Origin of the sequence: Serratia marcescens subsp. marcescens ATCC 13880 (genome assembly GCF_017299535.1) — a bacterium.
In the GTDB taxonomy this organism is placed as follows: Bacteria; Pseudomonadota; Gammaproteobacteria; order Enterobacterales; family Enterobacteriaceae; genus Serratia; species Serratia marcescens.
Window position 1 is genome coordinate 1,470,328 of sequence record NZ_CP071238.1, and the last position, 17,190, is coordinate 1,487,517.

22 protein-coding genes are annotated in these 17,190 nt (G+C 62.5%); 8 read left to right on the top strand and 14 right to left on the bottom strand.

The features are described 5' to 3' along the window. Positions 1-2: 2 nt before the first annotated feature. Complete coding sequence (gene urtE, locus J0F90_RS06960) at positions 3-701, top strand: urea ABC transporter ATP-binding subunit UrtE (RefSeq protein WP_028127913.1); 699 nt, start codon at positions 3-5, stop codon at positions 699-701. A gap of 7 nt (positions 702-708) precedes the next feature. Here urtE and J0F90_RS06965 read toward each other — a convergent pair whose 3' ends face one another. Further along, complete coding sequence (locus tag J0F90_RS06965; protein ID WP_028127914.1) at positions 709-1,008, bottom strand: type II toxin-antitoxin system RelE/ParE family toxin; 300 nt, start codon at positions 1,006-1,008, stop codon at positions 709-711. Next, positions 993-1,256, bottom strand: a complete 264-nt coding sequence (locus tag J0F90_RS06970; protein WP_004939442.1) for a type II toxin-antitoxin system ParD family antitoxin — start codon at positions 1,254-1,256, stop codon at positions 993-995. The genes J0F90_RS06965 and J0F90_RS06970 overlap by 16 nt, the downstream gene beginning before the upstream one ends. 134 nt (positions 1,257-1,390) lie before the next feature. On the opposite strand from J0F90_RS06970, the gene J0F90_RS06975 reads away from it, so the two are divergent. After that, entirely contained in the window at positions 1,391-1,903 is a 513-nt protein-coding gene (locus J0F90_RS06975; protein ID WP_033640967.1) for a DUF2165 family protein, read from the top strand. Positions 1,904-1,925: 22 nt separating this feature from the next. On the opposite strand, the gene J0F90_RS06980 is transcribed toward J0F90_RS06975, so the two are convergent. From J0F90_RS06980 to J0F90_RS07000, 5 genes are all read right to left on the bottom strand, one after another. After that, on the bottom strand, positions 1,926-2,438 hold the full coding sequence (locus J0F90_RS06980; protein ID WP_033640966.1) for a GNAT family N-acetyltransferase: 513 nt from the start codon (positions 2,436-2,438) through the stop codon (positions 1,926-1,928). Positions 2,439-2,462: 24 nt separating this feature from the next. Next, entirely contained in the window at positions 2,463-2,768 is a 306-nt protein-coding gene (locus J0F90_RS06985; protein WP_033640965.1) for a type II toxin-antitoxin system RelE/ParE family toxin, read from the bottom strand. Position 2,769: 1 nt separating this feature from the next. Continuing rightward, complete coding sequence (locus J0F90_RS06990; RefSeq protein WP_016928576.1) at positions 2,770-3,030, bottom strand: type II toxin-antitoxin system Phd/YefM family antitoxin; 261 nt, start codon at positions 3,028-3,030, stop codon at positions 2,770-2,772. A gap of 68 nt (positions 3,031-3,098) precedes the next feature. Next, positions 3,099-4,334 carry an FAD-dependent oxidoreductase gene (locus J0F90_RS06995; RefSeq protein ID WP_033640964.1) on the bottom strand — a complete coding sequence of 412 codons (1,236 nt, stop codon included), beginning with the start codon at positions 4,332-4,334 and terminating at the stop codon, positions 3,099-3,101. A 76-nt stretch (positions 4,335-4,410) separates the two neighbouring features. Continuing rightward, on the bottom strand, positions 4,411-4,980 hold the full coding sequence (locus J0F90_RS07000; RefSeq protein ID WP_016928574.1) for a DUF4865 family protein: 570 nt from the start codon (positions 4,978-4,980) through the stop codon (positions 4,411-4,413). Positions 4,981-5,085: 105 nt separating this feature from the next. Between J0F90_RS07000 and J0F90_RS07005 the strand changes: the two genes are divergently transcribed. Next, entirely contained in the window at positions 5,086-5,955 is an 870-nt protein-coding gene (locus J0F90_RS07005) for a LysR substrate-binding domain-containing protein (protein WP_033640963.1), read from the top strand. Here the strand turns inward: J0F90_RS07005 and sseA are convergent. Next, the gene (sseA, locus tag J0F90_RS07010; RefSeq protein WP_033640962.1) at positions 5,952-6,797 is read right to left on the bottom strand and encodes a 3-mercaptopyruvate sulfurtransferase; all 846 of its coding nucleotides are present in this window, start codon (positions 6,795-6,797) and stop codon (positions 5,952-5,954) included. The two genes, J0F90_RS07005 and sseA, sit on opposite strands and share 4 nt — an antisense overlap. 106 nt (positions 6,798-6,903) lie before the next feature. Here sseA and J0F90_RS07015 point away from each other — a divergent pair, with 106 nt between their 5' ends. Further along, positions 6,904-7,329 (top strand): NUDIX hydrolase, encoded by a 426-nt coding sequence (locus tag J0F90_RS07015; RefSeq protein WP_033641463.1) that lies wholly within the window; start codon positions 6,904-6,906, stop codon positions 7,327-7,329. Positions 7,330-7,336: 7 nt separating this feature from the next. Here the strand turns inward: J0F90_RS07015 and J0F90_RS07020 are convergent, their stop codons facing one another. The 3 genes from J0F90_RS07020 to J0F90_RS07030 all read right to left on the bottom strand — a co-directional run bounded on the left by J0F90_RS07020 (position 7,337) and on the right by J0F90_RS07030 (position 10,542). Further along, positions 7,337-8,002: a Rossmann-fold NAD(P)-binding domain-containing protein gene (locus J0F90_RS07020; protein WP_033640961.1), complete on the bottom strand. Its 666-nt coding sequence runs from the start codon at positions 8,000-8,002 to the stop codon at positions 7,337-7,339. Further along, complete coding sequence (locus J0F90_RS07025) at positions 7,999-9,024, bottom strand: AraC family transcriptional regulator (RefSeq protein WP_016928569.1); 1,026 nt, start codon at positions 9,022-9,024, stop codon at positions 7,999-8,001. Before J0F90_RS07025 ends, J0F90_RS07020 begins: the two co-directional genes overlap by 4 nt. 81 nt (positions 9,025-9,105) lie before the next feature. After that, positions 9,106-10,542, bottom strand: coding sequence for an aminotransferase-like domain-containing protein (locus J0F90_RS07030; protein ID WP_033640960.1), 1,437 nt, complete (start codon positions 10,540-10,542; stop codon positions 9,106-9,108). Between the two features lie 180 nt (positions 10,543-10,722). On the opposite strand from J0F90_RS07030, the gene J0F90_RS07035 reads away from it, so the two are divergent. The 3 genes from J0F90_RS07035 to J0F90_RS07045 all read left to right on the top strand — a co-directional run bounded on the left by J0F90_RS07035 (position 10,723) and on the right by J0F90_RS07045 (position 12,903). Then, positions 10,723-10,905: a DUF1127 domain-containing protein gene (locus tag J0F90_RS07035; RefSeq protein WP_016928567.1), complete on the top strand. Its 183-nt coding sequence runs from the start codon at positions 10,723-10,725 to the stop codon at positions 10,903-10,905. Positions 10,906-10,920: 15 nt separating this feature from the next. Beyond that, the gene (locus tag J0F90_RS07040; RefSeq protein WP_033640959.1) at positions 10,921-11,544 is read left to right on the top strand and encodes a glutathione S-transferase family protein; all 624 of its coding nucleotides are present in this window, start codon (positions 10,921-10,923) and stop codon (positions 11,542-11,544) included. A gap of 228 nt (positions 11,545-11,772) precedes the next feature. Next, positions 11,773-12,903, top strand: a complete 1,131-nt coding sequence (locus tag J0F90_RS07045; protein ID WP_033640958.1) for a Gfo/Idh/MocA family protein — start codon at positions 11,773-11,775, stop codon at positions 12,901-12,903. Positions 12,904-13,005: 102 nt separating this feature from the next. On the opposite strand, the gene J0F90_RS07050 is transcribed toward J0F90_RS07045, so the two are convergent. From J0F90_RS07050 to J0F90_RS07060, 3 genes are read right to left on the bottom strand one after another with little or no spacing between them, the layout of a single operon-like run. After that, entirely contained in the window at positions 13,006-14,877 is a 1,872-nt protein-coding gene (locus tag J0F90_RS07050) for an amidohydrolase (protein WP_016928564.1), read from the bottom strand. Between the two features lie 21 nt (positions 14,878-14,898). After that, a complete protein-coding gene (locus J0F90_RS07055; protein WP_033640957.1) occupies positions 14,899-15,444 on the bottom strand; it encodes an antibiotic biosynthesis monooxygenase in 546 nt (181 codons plus the stop codon). Between the two features lie 48 nt (positions 15,445-15,492). Continuing rightward, positions 15,493-16,137: a hydrolase gene (locus J0F90_RS07060; RefSeq protein WP_004939390.1), complete on the bottom strand. Its 645-nt coding sequence runs from the start codon at positions 16,135-16,137 to the stop codon at positions 15,493-15,495. 140 nt (positions 16,138-16,277) lie between these two features. Between J0F90_RS07060 and J0F90_RS07065 the strand changes: the two genes are divergently transcribed. Continuing rightward, complete coding sequence (locus J0F90_RS07065) at positions 16,278-17,189, top strand: LysR substrate-binding domain-containing protein (RefSeq protein WP_004939387.1); 912 nt, start codon at positions 16,278-16,280, stop codon at positions 17,187-17,189. Position 17,190 lies beyond the last annotated feature (1 nt).

Below are 17,190 nucleotides of genomic sequence, written 5' to 3' on the forward strand. Positions count from 1 at the left end.
TCATGCTGCAGGTAGAGGAATTGAATCAATATTACGGCGGCAGCCACATTCTGCGCGGCCTGTCGTTCGAGGCGCGCATCGGCGAGGTGACCTGCCTGCTGGGGCGCAACGGCGTGGGCAAGACCACGCTGCTGAAATGCCTGATGGGGCTGGTCCCGGCGCGCAGCGGCAGCGTCCGTTGGCGGGGCGAAGCCATCACCGGTAAAAAGCCGCATCAGCGGGTGCAGGCGGGCATCGCCTATGTGCCGCAGGGGCGGGAAATTTTCCCGCGCCTGACGGTGGAGGAAAATCTGCTGATGGGGCTGGCGCGCTTTTCCGGCGCCGACGCGCGCGCGGTGCCGGATCCGATCTATGAACTGTTTCCGGTGCTGCGGCAAATGAAGGATCGGCGCGGCGGCGATCTTTCCGGCGGGCAACAGCAGCAGCTGGCGATCGGCCGGGCGCTGGCCTGCCGGCCGCAGCTGCTGATCCTCGACGAGCCGACGGAAGGGATCCAACCTTCGGTGATCAAGGAGATCGGCGCGGTGATCAAACAACTGGCGGCACGGGGCGATATGGCGATCCTGTTGGTGGAGCAGTTCTATGACTTTGCCGCCGATCTGGCGGATAGCTATCTGGTGATGTCGCGCGGCAGCATCGTGCAGCGCGGTGCCGGCAGCAATATGGAACAGGACGGCGTACGCGGGCTGGTGGCGATTTAACGTTGGGTCAGCTGAAAAAGGATTGGCTGAGCGGATCGCGGGAATGATGCAGCACTCTGATGATATTCATTTCCCGCCTGTGCTGTCGAAAATAAATCAGGTGGTTGGCGACGGGCAATACCCATAGGCCGGGGCCGATTGCATCGATGTTTTTGCCGAGTTGGTGGTGGCTAAGGTTATCGAAAGCCTGATGCAGGCGGCGCAGATAATCTTCGGCCACCTGCAAGCCAAAGTGCGCCAACCCGTAAAAATAGATCTCTTCCATATCGTCCAACGCTTTTGGACGAACGGTTACTCTCCTGCGCATCCTTTTGCTTTGCTCCGTATTCTTTCCATGAACACATCACGATCCCATTCGACGGCTTCGCCGCTGTTCTCTCCTTCGGCGATCAAGCGCCTAAGCTCTTCCAGTTTTGAGGCGGCGGTACGTTCGCGCAAAGTGCGCACGGATTCGCGGATGACTTCGCTGGGCGTTCGGTAATCGCCGCTGGCCACCAGGTCTTCGACGAAGCTACGCAGTTCGTCACCCAGATCTACCGTTAGTGTTCTGCCCATTGTTCCTCCTCACTTTCGGCTATGCTGCGTCATTGTAAGATTAGTTCTTACATTGTGCACGTCAAACTATCAGGATCTCAATAGCGGTCCCGTCATGAGGACGGGAGCCACCCGTTTATTCATTAAGGATAACCATGAACGAAATCACTGTGTCACGCCTCGGTTGCATCGTCCTGTCTCTGTTTCCGGCCCTGTGGGGGCTGTTTAGCCTGTTGAACAATACGGCGGATTTCGCCGGCACCGCGCGCAATGCGGTGGGGCCGCTGCTCGCCATGCAGGATACTTATCAAACGCCGGGGCTGATGTGGCGCGCGATCCGCGCCGACTGGGCCTGTATGTTGGGGTTGGCGGTCATCACCACGCTGGAAACGCTGGCCGGCCTATTCGCGGCCGCGGGCGTGGCGCTGATGATCGGGCGATTGAAAGGCCCTTACGCCGCCTTCGCCAAGGGCAAAGCCTGGGCGATGCTGGGGGCGCTTTGCGCAATTGCGGTGTGGGGCGTCGGTTTTATGGTGGTCGCCGGCGACTGGTTCATGGCCTGGCAGGCCAAGAAGGATCCGCTGGCGGTACAGCTGGGGGCGCTGATCTACCTGGCGCCCAATGCGTTTGCCTTGCTGTTCCTGATGCTGCAGCGGGAGCCGCGCTAAACGACGGCGGAGCGGGGCGCGGTTACAGCGCCTTGCTCATATACCAGATGCCTATCGAGCCCTGGGCGCTGGTGTAGCAGGTCTCGCCACAAATGCTTAATCCCTGACGCTGATAAAAACGTTGGGCGCGGGTGTTGCGTTGCAGCACTTCCAGCCACAGCGTTTTTTGCCGGCGCTCGATAGCCCGTTGCTGCACCTGTTCGTACAGGCGCTGGCCATAGCCATTGCCGGCATGGCCCGGCAGGAAATAGATTTTCTGCAGCTCTGCGCCGCGGGTTTGCGTTGGCGCCAGCAGGCTGTCGACGTTGAGCCGCGCATAGCCGACGAGGGCGTCATTCTCATAGGCCAGCAGCCAGCACACGTCGGGATCGCGCAGCGTCCGTTCCAGTGCGGAGACGGAAAAATCCTCCGCCAGAAAGGCCTCCAGCTCGTGCGGGTAGCGCCACAGCTCACCGAAGTGGGCGCGATAGGTGCGGATGCCGATATCGCGCACCAGGGTTAAATCTTCCAGCAATGCCTGACGAACGGTGAACATCAGTGCCCCTTTGAGTAAGAAAAATTACAGCTGCTGTTCCAGATGCCGGTGGGGCACCATCGCCTGATGCAAAATGGCGAGAACGGTGATGCCGGCAGGGCGGCTGCGGTAGTAGATCCTATGGCTGGCGTAAGGAAAACTGCGTATCTCTTCGCCCAGATCGTGGAAGTGAGCTTTACCCGCTTCCGGCATATCTGCCAAATGTTGCATCACCTCTCTCAACTGCTCAAGATAGCGGCGAGATTGCGCTTGGCCCCAGTGCTCGATGGTGAAATGACGAATAGCCAGCAGATCTTGTTGGGCCTGCGGGGTGAGGCGAAACGCGGGCATCTCAGTCTGTTTCATCGGTGAGCAGACGGTTGAAGAAGGCATCGCCGTCTACCGCCTTACCGGCGTCTTCCTCGGCGGTAGCCTGCGCGATTTTTTGCTGCAGTGCGCTTAATTTGAGATCTTCCAGCGCCTGGTAATCTTCTACAGACATGACGACGGCGACCGGTTTGCCGTTGCGATTGATTTGCACCGGTTCACGCTGCGCCTTGAGCAGCAAATCGCCGAATTGGGTTTTGGCCTCGTTCGCGGTGAGTGCGTACATTTAATCGCTCCAGTTAATTAAATCGTTCGATTTAACCATTATACGGCGCGATGAAAAAATCACCAATGCTATTCCGGCGGGCAGGTTTCGTTGGACAGATGCCGCGGCGTTTCACGGCGAAAACCGAGGCCGATGATGCGGCCGAACAGGCGCGGCAGCCAGCGGCTGTTGCTGACGCGGGCGATCAGGCGCGAGCCGCCCGCCGCGCGGCGTTCGCCCGGTTTGCGCTGGCTCATTTTGATCTGCAGAAACTGGATGGCCCGGGTGGGAAATTCGCGCCGGCGCTGCACGCTCAGCAGATGCTTCAGCTGCAGCCGATGCTGGCGCAGCGGCGGGATCAGAGCGTTGGCGGCGGCCACCGCGTCCTGAATCGCCAGGTTGACGCCCACGCCGCCGATCGGCGACATGGCGTGCGCGGCGTCGCCGATGCACAGCACCCCCGGTTTGGCCCAGCGATCCAGACGATCGATGCGAATGCTCAGCAGTTTTACCTGATCCCACTCGACGATCTCCTGCAGGCGATCGTCCTGGAACGGCGCCACCTCGGCGAGGTGCAGCAAAAATTTCTCCAGCCCGCTGCGGCGGATCGCGTCGAAGCTGCCTTTGTCGATCGAATAGCCGCACTGCCAGTAGTCGCCGCGATCGATCATGATGAAGTTCTGTTTCGGCCCGGTGTGGCCCATCGACCAGGCCGGATCGCCCGGCTGCTTGCTGAGCTTCATCCACACTACGTCGCGCGGCGCGCCGAAGGATCGGCTGCTGAGCGCCGCCTGTTCGCGCACCACCGAGTTGCGGCCGTCGGTGCCGACCACCAACTGGCTGCGCACGCGGATCGGGCCTTCCGGCGTGTCGGCCAGCACGCCGCACACCTGGCCGCGGTCGTACAGCAGCTGGTGAACCTGCGTCGAGGTCAGCAGCCTGAAGTTGGGGAAGGCGGCGGCCTGCTGGGCCAAAAAGTTGAGGAACTCCCACTGCGGCATAAAGGCGATAAATTTGCAGCGCGTCGGCAGGCGGGTGAAATCCGCCAGCTTGATGTCGCGCCCGGCGACTTCGGCGTGCAGGGACTCCGCACGCTGGTGCGGCAACGTCAGCAGTTCGTCGAGCAGGCCCAGCTGGTGCATGACTTCCAGCGTCGACGGGTGAATGGTGTCACCGCGAAAATCGCGCAGGAAGTCGGCGTGCTTCTCCAGCACCGTCACATCGATCCCCGCCCGCGCCAGCAGATAGCCGAGCATCAGCCCGGCGGGGCCGCCTCCCACGATGCAGCAGGTGGTGGCGTAAGGTGTGATTGGTGATGACGACATGACGGTTGACCCCGGATAGCGGCCCGCATCCCGCGAGCCGCAAATGAATATGCAATTTTGATAATGATTATCAATATCAGGTTTGACTGTCAACCCGCGGCGCAGTGTGGTCAAAGGGCGCGGACAGATGGCCGACGCGGAACAGTTGACCGTTTTGCGGCCGCGCCTGCGGCGGTTCACGCCAGACATCCAGCCGCACTAACCGCCACTCGGCGGGATCGAACGCCACGATGGAGGCCAGCGCGCCGGGCGCCGCCTGCTGTTGCCGACGCAGCGCAGGCAGATCGCTGTAGGGGGCGATGGCCCTTTCCTGACAGGTCGCCCAGGCGGCCTCGGCCAGATGAGGACGATCGAAATGCGCCAGCCACGGCAGCCAGTGATTGACGCGCGGCCAGCCGAACGCCTGGCTGAGGCCCCTGAAACCCTCGCCGATCAGGAAGTCGCTCATGCCGGCGCCGCTGTTCCACAGGTAGAAGGGAGCGTAGAGATTCTCGGCGCTGCCTTCGCTGCGCTGCGCGTACAGATAGGCTTTGACGATCAGCTGCGGGCAGGCGTCGAGCCGGTGGCCGACATCGGCGATGCGGCGGCGGACGATCGCCATGTCGTAATCGGCGGGCAGGGTGAAACGGTATTGCATCGCGAGCATAAGGATTCTCCTGAAAGACATTGACCGGGAGAGCGTGACACGCCATCTTTATTAGTAAAATCGGTATTATTTTGATTGATAGTTCAGAAAATCAGGATGGTCAGCATGGGGCGAATCACGTTCGATCTCGAGGATTTACGCAGCTTCGTCACCGGCGTCGAGCTGGGCAGCTTCGCCAAGGCGGCTGAACGGCTGGGGCGTTCGACGTCGGCGGTCAGCGCCCACCTGAAAAAGCTGGAGCAGCAGGTCGGCGCGCCGATCCTGCGCAAGGCCGGACGCGGCATGGTGATGACCGAGGCGGGGGAGACCCTGCTTGGTTACGCGCGCCGCCTGCTGGAGCTCAATGACGAAGCCGCCGCCGCGGTGCGCGGGTTGGATCTGCAGGGCACGGTGCGGCTGGGGCTGCAGGAGGATTTCGGCGAGACGTTTCTGCCGCAGGTGTTGGGCAGCTTCGCGCGCGCCAATCCAAAGGTGAGGATCGAGGCGCGCATCGCGCGCAATGCCGAGCTGATCGACTGGGTGCTGAAAGGCCAGCTGGATCTGTCGCTGGCGTGGGATGGCGGTCTGAGCACGCCGTTTCATCAGGCGCTGGGGCAGCGGCAGTTGCACTGGATCGCGTCGCCAGGCTTCGCGCTGGCGCCGTGGCGAGAAGGGGATGAGCCGTTGCCGTTGGTGATGTTCGACGCACCCTGTCTGATGCGCAGCGCGGCGACGCAGGCGCTGGATCGCGCCGGCATTCCCTGGCGCATCGCCTTTACCAGCCGCAGCCTGAACGGCGTGTGGGCGGCGGTGAGCGCCGGGTTGGGCGTCACGGTGCGCACGGCGGCGGGTTTGCCGCCCGGCCTGTCGCCGCTGGCCCCCGATCTGCTGCCCGTTCTCGGCCAGCTCGGCGTGGTGCTGCACCGCGCCGAGGATCAACCTTCGGCCGCCGTGCAGCGGCTGGCGCAGATCGTGGTCGAGCGGATCGAAACCTAATCTTGGGCGATCGGCTGCTTGCCGCTCAGCTGGCCCCATTCGCTCCAGGCGCCGTCATACAACTTGACCTGCGGCGCGCCGAGCGACAGCAGGCCAAACGCCAGCACCGCCGCCGTCACGCCGGAGCCGCAGCTGGTGATGATCGGGCCGTTGATGTCCACCCCCTTGTCGCTGAAGGTTTGGCGCAGCGCCTCCAGCGATTTGAAGCGGCCGTTTTCCAGCAGCTCGCCGTACGGAATGTTGATGCTGCCGGGAATGTGGCCGCGGTGCAGGCCGGGGCGCGGCTCCGGCGCTTCGGCATGGAAACGCGGCGCGGCACGCGCGTCGAGAATTTGCACCGGCGTGCCTAACGCCTGTTCCACTTGCCGCATATCCACCACCGCGTCGGCGTTGAACCGGGCGTTGAACGTCTGCGGTTCAGGCTGCGCCGGGCCGGTGGCCAGCGCCTGGCCCTGCGCGGTCCAGCCGTTCAGCCCTTCGTCCAGTACGTAAACATGCTGGGCGCCGAAATTGCGGAAGGTCCACCAGCCGCGCGGCGCGGAGAACTGGTTACCCTCATCGTAAATCACCAGGGTATCGCGCTCGCTGATGCCCAGCTTGCCCACCGCCTCGCCAAACTCCGCCGCCGTCGGCAGCATGTGCGGCAGCGCGGTGTTTTTGTCCGCCACGTCGTCGATGTCGAAATAGACCGCGCCGGGGATATGGCCGCGTTCGAACTCGGCAAGCATGTCCTTTTTCGGCGTTAGCCCCACCGGCGACATCCGGACGTCGATCACCACCAGATTTTCATCGTTGATATGTTGCGCAAGCCATTGAGGGGTCACCAGAAACGGAGAGTTCATCGTTATTGTTCGCCTGTTGTGAAAACGGATTTTCACTATACACCAGGCCGCGCGGGGATGAAGTATGATGTTCAGTCAAAGGCAATGGGCCGGGAGCGAAGAAATCATGACGGATTGGGCGTTTGGCGGGGCCAAGATCGCACTGTTGTGCGGCGATCTCTTGTTGGTTTACCAACGGGACGACAAACCGGGCATTCCGTGGCCCGGCCTGTGGGATCTGCCCGGCGGCGGGCGGGAAAACGGCGAAACGCCGCTGCAGTGCGTGCAGCGGGAGACGCAGGAAGAATTCGGCGTGGCGATCGCCGAACGTCAGGTTGTCTGGCGGCGGCGCTACGACGGCATTCTGCCCGGCTATCCCCCGACCTGGTTCATGGCCGGCGAGATCGCCCCCGCGCAGATCGCCGCCATACGTTTCGGCGACGAGGGACAGCGCTGGCGGATGATGCCGGTGGATCAGTTCATTCATCATCCGCAGGGCATCGACCATCTGCGTCGCCGGGTGGCGGAGTATTGGCGGCGGGGCGGTGGATGACGTTATTTCACAGCGTCGCCAGCCGGTTGATCTGCGCCGGTTCGACGATGCGCAGCGCGCTTTCCCGTCGCGCCACCGCGAGCATCGCCCGCCCGATTCGTTCGGTGCTGCTTACCCGGGCGGGAAACAGCCGCAATGCGCCGCGCCACAGCGGCTTGAACAGCCGATAGGCCAGATCGTAGAGGCGGGTTTTGGAGCGAATGCCGTGCAGCGGCACAATGGCGCCGGGACGGAACATCACCGCGTGGAACGGCAGCGCCAGCAGCGCGTTTTCGGTGGCGCCCTTGACCCTGGCCCACATGCTGCGGCCGCGTTCGCTGCTGTCGGTGCCGAGGCCGGAGACGTAGACGAAGACCATCGACGGATTCAGCGTTGCCAGCGGGCGGGCGGCGGCCAGCGTCAGATCGTAAGTCACCGCGCGATATTCAGCTTCACTCAGGCCGGAGGACGAAATCCCCAGGCAGAAGAAACAGGCGTCGTAGCCTGCGAGCTGCGGCGCCAGCGCCGACAGATCACGCAGATCGGGCAGGGAGAGCTGGCGCAGTTTGGCGTGGCTTTGCGCCAGCGGGCGACGGCCGATGCTGAGCACTTCGCTGACCCGCGGATCGCGCAGGCATTCTCGCAGCGCGCCCTGACCCACCATGCCGCTGGCGCCGAAAATAATCACTTTCATGCTCTGTTCTCCCACTGGCCGGCGGCGCGCTGCGTGCGCCAGCGGCTGGGCGTCAGCGCTTCCCACTGAATAAAGGCGCGGCTGAACGAATTCAGCTCTTCGAATCCCAGCACAAAGGCGATTTCGCCCGGTTCAAGGTCGGTTTCCGCCAACAATCGGCAGGCGGTGCGGTGCCGGGTTTTGTCCAACAATTGCTGGTAGCTGTAGCCGTGCTGTTGCAAGCGGCGCTGCAGCGTGCGCGGGCTGAGATAGAGTTCAGCGGCCACGCTGTTGACGCTGGGGCGCTGGCCGCGCATGCTGCGGCCGAGGATCGCCATCACCTGCATCGGTAAGTTTTGCTCGGCGCGCACCTCGGCCAACTCGGCCTCCAGCTCCGGCAGCAACTGCGCCAACATGTCCTGATCATAAGTGATGAGCGGCTGCCGCATCAGCGCGCGATCGAACACCAGCACGTCCTGCGGCGCATCGAATCGCACCGGGCAGCCGAAGTGGCGCAACAGCGGCGAGTGGGGATCGTGACGGCGTGTCACCTCAAGCGCCTTGGGCTGCAGCGGCAAGCCGGTGCCACGGCGGCACAGGGCGGTGATAGAAGCGAACATTGTATCGATCAATAATTCCGGCGTATGGTCTTCGATCATCGTCCAGCGCGTATGCAGCCGTATACTGTCGCCGTCTTCCTCCAGCATCAGTTCTTCCGGGCACACCAACCGTTTGTAGCGCGCGACTTTGCGCAGCGCTTCGCCCATCGTGGCGGAGTGCAGTGCGGCGACTGACGCGATATCGTAATGCTCCGGCGCGACGTCGCCGCCCAGCCGCAGACCAAAGGCGGGATCGTCGCTCAGTTGGGCGAGGGCGCGCCAGACGGCGAAGAACTGGTGGGTGGTCAGCCGCACTTTTATGCGCCGCTCGCTGAGCAGCCCGGCGGGCAAGCCGGCCAACTGACCGACCCGTTCGAGATCGACACCTAGCGCCGCGAGGCGCACAGCCAGCGCGCTGGAAACCGGAATTTGATCGCTGCTCATGGTTGTTGCCTGCCAGTGGTAAGAGAAGGCATTACTCTAAAACAGCCTGTCCATGCGCCGATAATCCGATCGCGTCAAGATTTAATCTGATTGCGCCAAACTGTCGGCCGGCATCAGCGCCTGGATGGTGGCGCCGACCCGCTGTACAGCCTGTTCGATCTCCGTCGTCAGCGTCGGCGCATAGTTGATGCGCAGGCAGTTGCGATACTTGCCGGCGGCGGAAAAAATGCTGCCGACGGCGATTTGTACGCCTTGCTGTTCAAGATGGCGGTTCAGCCGCAGGGTGTCGAACGCTTCGTCCAGTTCGATCCACAGCATAAAACCGCCGCGCGGCCGGCTGACGCGGGTGCCGGCCGGGAAGTATTTCAGGATCAGATCGGTCATGCGGTCGCGGTTCTGCTGGTAGCGGGCGCGCATGCGCCGCAGGTGCTGCAGATAGTGCCCCCCGCGGATGAATTCGGCGATCGCCAGCTGCGGCTGGGTGGCGGTGGCGCCGGAGCCGATGAACTTCATGTGCAGCACCCGTTCCAGGTAGCGGCCGGGCGCGATCCAGCCCACGCGCAGCCCCGGCGCCAGCGTTTTGGAAAACGAACTGCACAGCAGCACGCGGCCGTCGTCGTCGAATGACTTGATGGTGCGCGGCCGCGGGTAGTGATAGGCGATGTCGCCGTAGACATCGTCTTCGATGATCGCCGCGTCGTGGCGCTGCGCCAGCGTCAGCAGCCGCTGTTTGTGGGCGTCGGGCATGATGTAGCCCAGCGGATTATTGCAGTTGGGCGTCAGCAGGATGGCCTTGACCGGCCACTGTTCCAGCGCCATCTCCAGCGCCGCCAGGCTGACGCCGGTGAGCGGATCGGTGGGGATTTCCAGCGCCTTGATGCCCAGACCCTTCAGCGTCTGCATGGTGCCGTGGAAGCAGGGCGAATCGACCGCCACGATGTCGCCGGGTTGGCAAACGGCGCGCAGCCCGGCGGAGATTGCTTCCTGACAGCCGGTGGTGATCAGCAACTGATCGGGGCCGATTTGGCAGCCGGAGTCCAGCAGCAGACGGGCCACCTGTTCGCGCAGTGCGGCCACGCCCTGAATGCTGTCGTAATACAGGCTGCGCAGGTCGCCGTGGCGGGCGGCGTTGCGCAGGGCGACGATCAGCGGTTTCATCGTCGGTTCGGCGATATCCGGCATGCCGCGCCCCAGCTGGATCAGGCCTTCGCGCGGCCGGCTGCGCACCAGTTCCAGCACCTGCTCCCATTGCGAAATGTCCACCGGCCGCTGCACCGGCGCCGTCATGGCGGGCAGCTCGGCCTGCGCGCGCCGCGTATGCACGAAGTAGCCCGACTTCGGCCGCGCTTCCACCAGGCGCTGTTCCTCGAGCAACCGGTAGGCTTGCTGCACCGTGCTGATGCTGACGCCGTGCTCCTGGCTCAACGCGCGCACCGAAGGCAGGCGATGGCCGGCCGGATACAACCCTTGCTGAATGCGTTGGCTGAGAATGGCGGCCAGCGTGGCGTAGCGTGTCATACAGAGGCCTCTCATCGGGGGTAAGGATTAAAAAACCGGTACAGATACTTTCAAAATAAACCATTCAGCGGGTTTTTTGGCGCAGCTGTATGAAAAAAATAGCGCCAGCGTGAATCTGTACTGTTTTTTGCCTGGCGCGCATCATCACTACCAGGCGAAAACATCAGGGGGAATAACAAGATGGCTCTGTTTACTGGCGCGCCGCGGCGGCGCTCATTCGGCGGGTCACGCTGGCGTCTGTATCTGCAACGCTACAGGACGCGAAAAGAATTATTATTGCTGGACGATGCGCGGCTGATCGATATTGGTTTGTCGCGTGCAGAAGCGCTGCGTGAAGGATGTAAACCTTTCTGGAAAGAATAGATAAGAGGAAAACCGATGCTGAGAGTCTTGGGCAAGGCTTCATCAATCAACGTGCGCAAAGTGTTATGGACCTGTCAGGAGCTGGGGCTGACGCTGGAACGGGAAGACTGGGGCAGCGGCTTTCGCTCCACGCAGGAGCCGGCGTTTCTGGCGTTGAATCCCAACGGCCTGGTGCCGGTGCTGATCGACGGCGAGCGGGTGCTGTGGGAGTCGAACACCATTTGCCGCTATCTGGCGGGGCGGGAAGGGCGCCGCGATCTGCTGCCGCAGGAACCCGGCGCGCGCGCGGCGGTGGAGATGTGGATGGACTGGCAGGCCACCGATCTGAACGGCGCCTGGCGCTACGTGTTCATGTCGCGGGTGCGTGGGCATGCGGATTATCAGGATGCCGCCAGCCTGGCCGCCGCCGAGCGCGAATGGAATCGGCTGATGGGCCTGTTGGACGCACATCTGGCGCAGCACGGCCCTTATGCCGCCGGCGCCGCCTTCACGCTGGCGGACGTGGTGCTGGGGCTGTCGCTGAACCGCTGGCTGATGACGCCGTTCGAGCGGCCGAATTATGCGGCGCTGGCGGCCTATCAGCAGCGCCTGCTGCAACGCCCTGGCTATGTGCAGCACGGCGCCAACGGTTTACCGTGATATGAAATAAACGGTTCATTTTATCTTGTCCGGATACGTCCCGTCGTGTCCGAACTTTCCTCGTTGCATCATCCCGTCAATGTTTCATGAACGGCATCACGAATATGAACTTTATTTTCCTGTGTGCTTGTTATTGAAATTTATATTCCATATAAACCCGTTATCAACCGGCGCGTTTCATTGAGCGACGCCTGGTTCTACACAGAATTTCGGTCACGGGAGAAAATGATGAAACAGGTACGCGTTGGGTTAATCGGCACCGGTTATATCGGGCGTTGTCACGCTATCGCCTATGCGCAGGCCGCCACGGTCTTTCCTCTGAAAGGGGAACTGGTGCTGGAGATGCTGGCGGAGGTGACGCCCGAGCTGGCGGCGCAGCGCGCGGCCGAATTCGGCTTTGCGCGTTCGACCGGCGACTGGCGGCAGTTGGTGGCCGATCCGGCGATCGATGTGGTGGACATCTGCGCCCCCAACTTCTTGCACAAAGAGATGGCGCTGGCGGCGATCCGTCACGGCAAGCACGTGTATTCGGAAAAGCCGCTGGCGCTGGACGCCGCCGATGCGGCGGAGATGGTGCAGGCCGCGCGCGCCAAGGGGGTGAAAACGCTGGTCGGTTTTAACTACATGAAAAACCCCACCAGCCAACTGGCGCGCGAAATTATCGCCAACGGCGAAATCGGCGAGGTGGTGCATTTTTACGGCACCCACAATGAGGATTATCTGGCCGATCCGCGCACGCCGATCGACTGGCACTGCCGCCGCGCCAGCGCCGGGTTAGGCGCGCTGGGGGATCTGGCGGCGCACATCGTCAATATGGCGCACTACCTGGTGGGCGATATTGTGGCGGTTTCCGGCGATATGCAGACCGTGATCAAACAGCGCCCGGATCCGCAGGACCCGACGCGGCTGCACCCGGTGGAAAACGAAGATCAGGCCAGCGCGCTGCTGCGTTTCGCCGGCGGGGCGATGGGCACTATCGAAACCTCGCGCATCGCCTGCGGGCGCAAGATGGGGTTGACCTATGTGGTCACCGGCACCAAAGGCACGCTGAGCTATACCCAGGAGCGGATGGCGGAGCTGAAACTGTATCGGCACGATGAACCGGCGGAGCGGCAGGGGTTCAAGACGCTGCTGGTGGGGCCAAAGCACCCGGACTACGCGGCGTTTTGCATCAGCGCCGGGCACGGCATCGGCTTTAACGATCAGAAGACGGTGGAGATCCGCGATCTGGTCAATGGCATCGCCGCGGGCGATCGCATGTGGCCGGACTTTGAAGAAGGCTGGAAAGTGTCTTGCGTGCTGGATGCGATAGCCGCCTCCGCCGAACAGCGGCGCTGGCTGGAGATCAACCGCGATTGAAAATGAAATGGCGCTCTCCCGCGGACAGCGCCATTAATTTATTGTGTTGCTAGCTTAATGGCTTATTAAATTAATTTTATAATAAGTTATTGGCTTGATAACTTAGAACGAGAAGCACGAACAGCCGAACGCGCCCCAGAAGGCATTCTCATCCGACACCGGGATGCTGGAACGGCGCGCGATGTCATGCTGGTGCGCGTGCACGCCGCACGGGCCGCAGCATTGATGCGCCTGGCTCACGACCCCGACGCGGGCCGCCGCCGACGGCGGCGCGGAGCGGTAATGGCCCGGCACCTGGGTGACCGGCGACCAGTCCGGCAGCACCGGCAGCGGCGGTGGTGCCAGCGGCGAGAAGCTGCCGGCGGCGTAGACCACTTTGCCGTCCACCACCGTCATCACCGACTCGATGCCTTTGATCTGCTCTTCCGGCACGCTGAAATAGTCCTGCGACAGCACCGCCAAATCCGCCAGTTGGCCGACCTTGATCTGGCCTTTTTTGCCCTGCTCGGTGGAGAACCAGGCGCTGCCTTGCGTCCACAGCATCAGCGCCGTTTCGCGATCCAGCCGGGCGCTGTCGTCGTACATCGCCATGCCGCCGACGGTGCGGCCGGAGACCAGCCAGTACAGCGCCGTCCACGGGTTGTAGCTGGCGACGCGGGTGGCGTCGGTGCCCAGCCCGACCGGCAGCTCGGCCGCCAGCATTTTCGCCACCGGCGGCGTATGTTTGGTGGCTTCGATGCCGTAGCGGTCGGCGAAATACTCACCCTGGAACGCCATGCGGTGCTGGACCGCAATGCCGCCGCCCAGCGCCTTGACGCGCTCGATATTGCGCTCGGTAATGGTTTCGGCGTGGTCGAACAGCCAGTGCAGGCCGTTGAACGGAATATCGCGGTTCACCTTCTCGAACACGTCCAGCATGCGGCTGATGGATTCGTCATAGGTGGCGTGCAGCCGGAACGGCCAGCGGTGCTCCACCAGATGGCGCACCACCCGCTCCAGTTCGTCTTCGGTGCCCGGCGGCAGATCCGGGCGCGGCTGCAGGAAGTCTTCGAAGTCGGCGGCGGAAAACACCAGCATCTCGCCGGCGCCGTTGTGGCGATAGAAGTCGGTGCCCTGGCCCGGCTTGAGCATGTCGGTCCACAGCTCGAAGTCTTCCAGCTCCTGTTTAGGCCGCTGGGTGAACAGGTTATAGGCGATGCGGATGGTCAGCTGCTTTTTCTCGTGCAGCTCGGCAATCACCTGATAATCCTCCGGGTAGTTCTGGAAACCGCCGCCGGCGTCGATGGCGCTGGTGAGGCCGAGGCGGTTCAGCTCACGCATGAACTGGCGGGTGGAGTTGACCTGCTGTTCCAGCGGCAGCTTCGGCCCTTTCGCCAGCGTGGCGTACAGGATCATGGCGTTGGGTTTGGCGATCAGCATGCCGGTCGGGTTGCCGTTGGCGTCGCGCTGGATCTCGCCGCCCGGCGGGTTCGGCGTGTCTTTGGTGTAGCCGACCACCTTCAGCGCTGCGCGGTTGAGCAGCGCGCGATCGTAGAGATGCAGAATAAACACCGGCGTGTCCGGCGCCGCCTGGTTGATTTCGTCCAGCGTCGGCATGCGGCGTTCGGCAAACTGGAACTCGGTCCAGCCGCCGACCACCCGCACCCATTGCGGGCTCGGCGTGCGCAGCGCCTGTTCTTTCAACATGCGCAGCGCGTCGGCCAGCGAGGGCACGCCTTCCCAGCGCAGCTCCAGGTTATAGTTCAGGCCGCCGCGGATCAGGTGCAGGTGCGAGTCGTTCAGGCCCGGAATGGCGGTGTGGCCGTGCAGATCGATCACCTGGGTCTCCGGCCCGGCGTGCTGCATGACTTCGCTTTCGCTGCCGACCGCCAGAAACTTGCCGTCGCGGATGGCGACCGCCTGTGCGGTAGGATTTTGGCGATCGACGGTGTGAAACTTGCCGTTGGTGATGATCAATGAAGCGTGGTGGTTCATAACATTCTCCCGGCGAACCGCCTAGCGGCGGGTCAGCCATTGATGAAAAACGCGAGTCACGATAGGCATCCACAGGTACACCACCAGGGCGACCACGGTGGCGTCATTGAGAAAATGGCCGAGCAGCGTGCCGTCCAGCTGCGGCAGCGCCAGCCCCCAAAACCAGGGCACCAGATTGGTGGAAGGGAAGATCACCAGCAGGGTGATGATGAACTGCTTCCACTGGGGCGGCTGGCGCACGCCGGGGTTGGGCGGGGTAAACCAGAACTCCGCGCCGGGGCGGATCTCGATATGGTCGTTCTCCAGCAACAGCGGAGTGACTTCTTCGATGTATTGCTTGCGCAGCGGCGAGTTGAGCCAGCGGTAGAGATTGTCGAGATTGTCGAAGCGGACCAGCACCGTATAGGCCTGTTCGCTGTCGGATGGGCGGATGACGTTGACGCCCAGATGGCCGGTGAAGCCCGCGGCGTCCGGCATGATGCGGTTCAGCCAGGCCTCATAGGCCTGCTCGTTCCCCGGCGCCAAACGGTGGGTGATCACCAGCGTGACATGCTGCGGATGGGCCATAAAACCGACTCCTGAAAATACCCCGGCGCGGGGCCGGGGCAAGGGGAATTATTTCACCGTGCGGGCCGGTGCGTGGTGCACCATGGTGTAAGCGTAGTCGACGCCCATGCCGTACGCGCCGCTGTGTTCGCGCACCAGCGCCATCACCGCGTCGTAGGTGTCTTTGCGCGCCCAGTCGCGTTGGTACTCCAGCAGCACCTGCTGCCAGGTCACCGGTACGGCGCCGGCTTGCACCATGCGGTCGATCGAACGTTCGTGCGCATCGACGGAGGTGCCGCCGGAGGTGTCGGTCACCACATACACTTCATAGCCGGCTTCCAGCGCCATCAGCGCCGGGAAGGTCAGGCAGACTTCGGTCCACAGCGCGGAGATCACCAGCTTTTTGCGGCCGGTGGCTTCCACGGCTTTGACGAAGGCCGCGTCTTCCCAGGAGTTCATCGAGGTGCGTTCAATCGGGGTGATTTCAGGGTGCACCGCCAGCAGTTCCGGCCAGATATAGCCGCTGAAGCTTTCGGTTTCGACCGAGGTGAAAAGGGTGGGAACGTTGAAAATCTTGCCTGCCTTCGCCAAACCAACAACGTTGTTTTTCAGTTGCTGACGATCAATATTAGCCACGCCGAAGGCCATTTGCGGTTGATGGTCGATAAAAATCAGTGCGGAATTGTCTTTATCAAGCAGTTGAAACTTGGACATAATTTACCTTCCCAGTGATATTTCGGTTGAACATCTGATGAGTGTAACGCCGATAAAACCCATGGTAGGCAGAGGGCGATTTCAAAGATACCGCAGAATTTTTGCCGACTTGTTGAGTTTTTTTATACACGGGAGAAAGCATGAGATTAAACCTGGAAGCGCTGCTGATTTTGGACGCGCTGGACCGGCACGGATCTTTCGCCGCCGCGGCCGCCGCACTGTTTAAAACCCCTTCGGCACTGAGCTATATGGTGCAAAAGCTGGAGAACGATCTCGACATTACCCTGCTGGATCGCTCCGGCCATCGGGCGAAGTTCACCGATACCGGCAAGCTGATGCTGGAAAAAGGGCGGGTGCTGCTGCGCGCGGCGCAGGATCTGGAACAGCAGGCGCGCTATGTGGAGAACGGCTGGGAAAGCGAGATTACGCTTGGGATCGACGCCTCCTTCCCGTTTGCCCGCCTGTTGCCGCTGATCGACGAGTTTTATCGGCAGCATCACCATACCCGGCTGCGTTTCAGCCACGAGGTGCTGGCCGGTTCCTGGGAGTCGCTGGTTTACGGTTGCGCCGACATTATCATCGGCGCCATCTGCGAGCCGCCGTCACGGGTAGGCTATGCGTTCAGCAGGCTGGGGCAGCTGGATTACGTGTTCGCCGTCGCGCCGCAGCATCCGCTGGCGGCATTGCCGGAACCGCTGCCGAAGGACGAAATCCGTCAGCACCGTGCGGTGGTGGTGCGCGACACTTCGCGCGTCAACGCGCCGCAGAGCCTGAATCTGCTGGAAGAGCAGGACACGCTGACGGTCTTCGGTTTCGACGCCAAACTGCAGGCGCAGCTGGCCGGGCTGGGCTGCGGCTATCTGCCGCGTTCTTTAGCGGAACCTTACCTGAACAGCGGCGAACTGGTGGCGAAACGCGTCGAATCGGAACGGTGCAGCGACATCGCCTATTTCGGCTGGCGGGAAAGCGCCAGCGGCCTGGCGGCCAAATGGTGGCGCGAGCGGCTGCAGCGCTATGCGGACGACGGCGAGGCCTACCCGGCGGCGCAGTGAG

Bases quoted from the DNA above. Each gene is read 5' to 3' on its own strand.
- J0F90_RS06975 (WP_033640967.1), top strand. From the start codon at position 1,391: ATGAACGAAATCACTGTGTCACGCCTCGGTTGCATCGTCCTGTCTCTG.
- J0F90_RS07040 (WP_033640959.1), top strand. From the start codon at position 10,921: ATGCTGAGAGTCTTGGGCAAGGCTTCATCAATCAACGTGCGCAAAGTG.
- J0F90_RS07030 (WP_033640960.1), bottom strand. From the start codon at position 10,542: ATGACACGCTACGCCACGCTGGCCGCCATTCTCAGCCAACGCATTCAG.
- J0F90_RS07050 (WP_016928564.1), bottom strand. From the start codon at position 14,877: ATGAACCACCACGCTTCATTGATCATCACCAACGGCAAGTTTCACACC.
- J0F90_RS06990 (WP_016928576.1), bottom strand. From the start codon at position 3,030: ATGTACGCACTCACCGCGAACGAGGCCAAAACCCAATTCGGCGATTTG.
- J0F90_RS06985 (WP_033640965.1), bottom strand. From the start codon at position 2,768: ATGCCCGCGTTTCGCCTCACCCCGCAGGCCCAACAAGATCTGCTGGCT.
- J0F90_RS06995 (WP_033640964.1), bottom strand. From the start codon at position 4,334: ATGTCGTCATCACCAATCACACCTTACGCCACCACCTGCTGCATCGTG.
- J0F90_RS07000 (WP_016928574.1), bottom strand. From the start codon at position 4,980: ATGCTCGCGATGCAATACCGTTTCACCCTGCCCGCCGATTACGACATG.
- J0F90_RS07025 (WP_016928569.1), bottom strand. From the start codon at position 9,024: ATGAGCAGCGATCAAATTCCGGTTTCCAGCGCGCTGGCTGTGCGCCTC.
- J0F90_RS07060 (WP_004939390.1), bottom strand. From the start codon at position 16,137: ATGTCCAAGTTTCAACTGCTTGATAAAGACAATTCCGCACTGATTTTT.
- J0F90_RS06970 (WP_004939442.1), bottom strand. From the start codon at position 1,256: ATGGGCAGAACACTAACGGTAGATCTGGGTGACGAACTGCGTAGCTTC.
- J0F90_RS06980 (WP_033640966.1), bottom strand. From the start codon at position 2,438: ATGTTCACCGTTCGTCAGGCATTGCTGGAAGATTTAACCCTGGTGCGC.
- J0F90_RS07065 (WP_004939387.1), top strand. From the start codon at position 16,278: ATGAGATTAAACCTGGAAGCGCTGCTGATTTTGGACGCGCTGGACCGG.
- J0F90_RS07020 (WP_033640961.1), bottom strand. From the start codon at position 8,002: ATGAAAGTGATTATTTTCGGCGCCAGCGGCATGGTGGGTCAGGGCGCG.
- J0F90_RS07045 (WP_033640958.1), top strand. From the start codon at position 11,773: ATGAAACAGGTACGCGTTGGGTTAATCGGCACCGGTTATATCGGGCGT.
- J0F90_RS07055 (WP_033640957.1), bottom strand. From the start codon at position 15,444: ATGGCCCATCCGCAGCATGTCACGCTGGTGATCACCCACCGTTTGGCG.
- urtE (WP_028127913.1), top strand. From the start codon at position 3: ATGCTGCAGGTAGAGGAATTGAATCAATATTACGGCGGCAGCCACATT.
- sseA (WP_033640962.1), bottom strand. From the start codon at position 6,797: ATGAACTCTCCGTTTCTGGTGACCCCTCAATGGCTTGCGCAACATATC.
- J0F90_RS06965 (WP_028127914.1), bottom strand. From the start codon at position 1,008: ATGCGCAGGAGAGTAACCGTTCGTCCAAAAGCGTTGGACGATATGGAA.
- J0F90_RS07035 (WP_016928567.1), top strand. From the start codon at position 10,723: ATGGCTCTGTTTACTGGCGCGCCGCGGCGGCGCTCATTCGGCGGGTCA.
- J0F90_RS07015 (WP_033641463.1), top strand. From the start codon at position 6,904: ATGACGGATTGGGCGTTTGGCGGGGCCAAGATCGCACTGTTGTGCGGC.
- J0F90_RS07005 (WP_033640963.1), top strand. From the start codon at position 5,086: ATGGGGCGAATCACGTTCGATCTCGAGGATTTACGCAGCTTCGTCACC.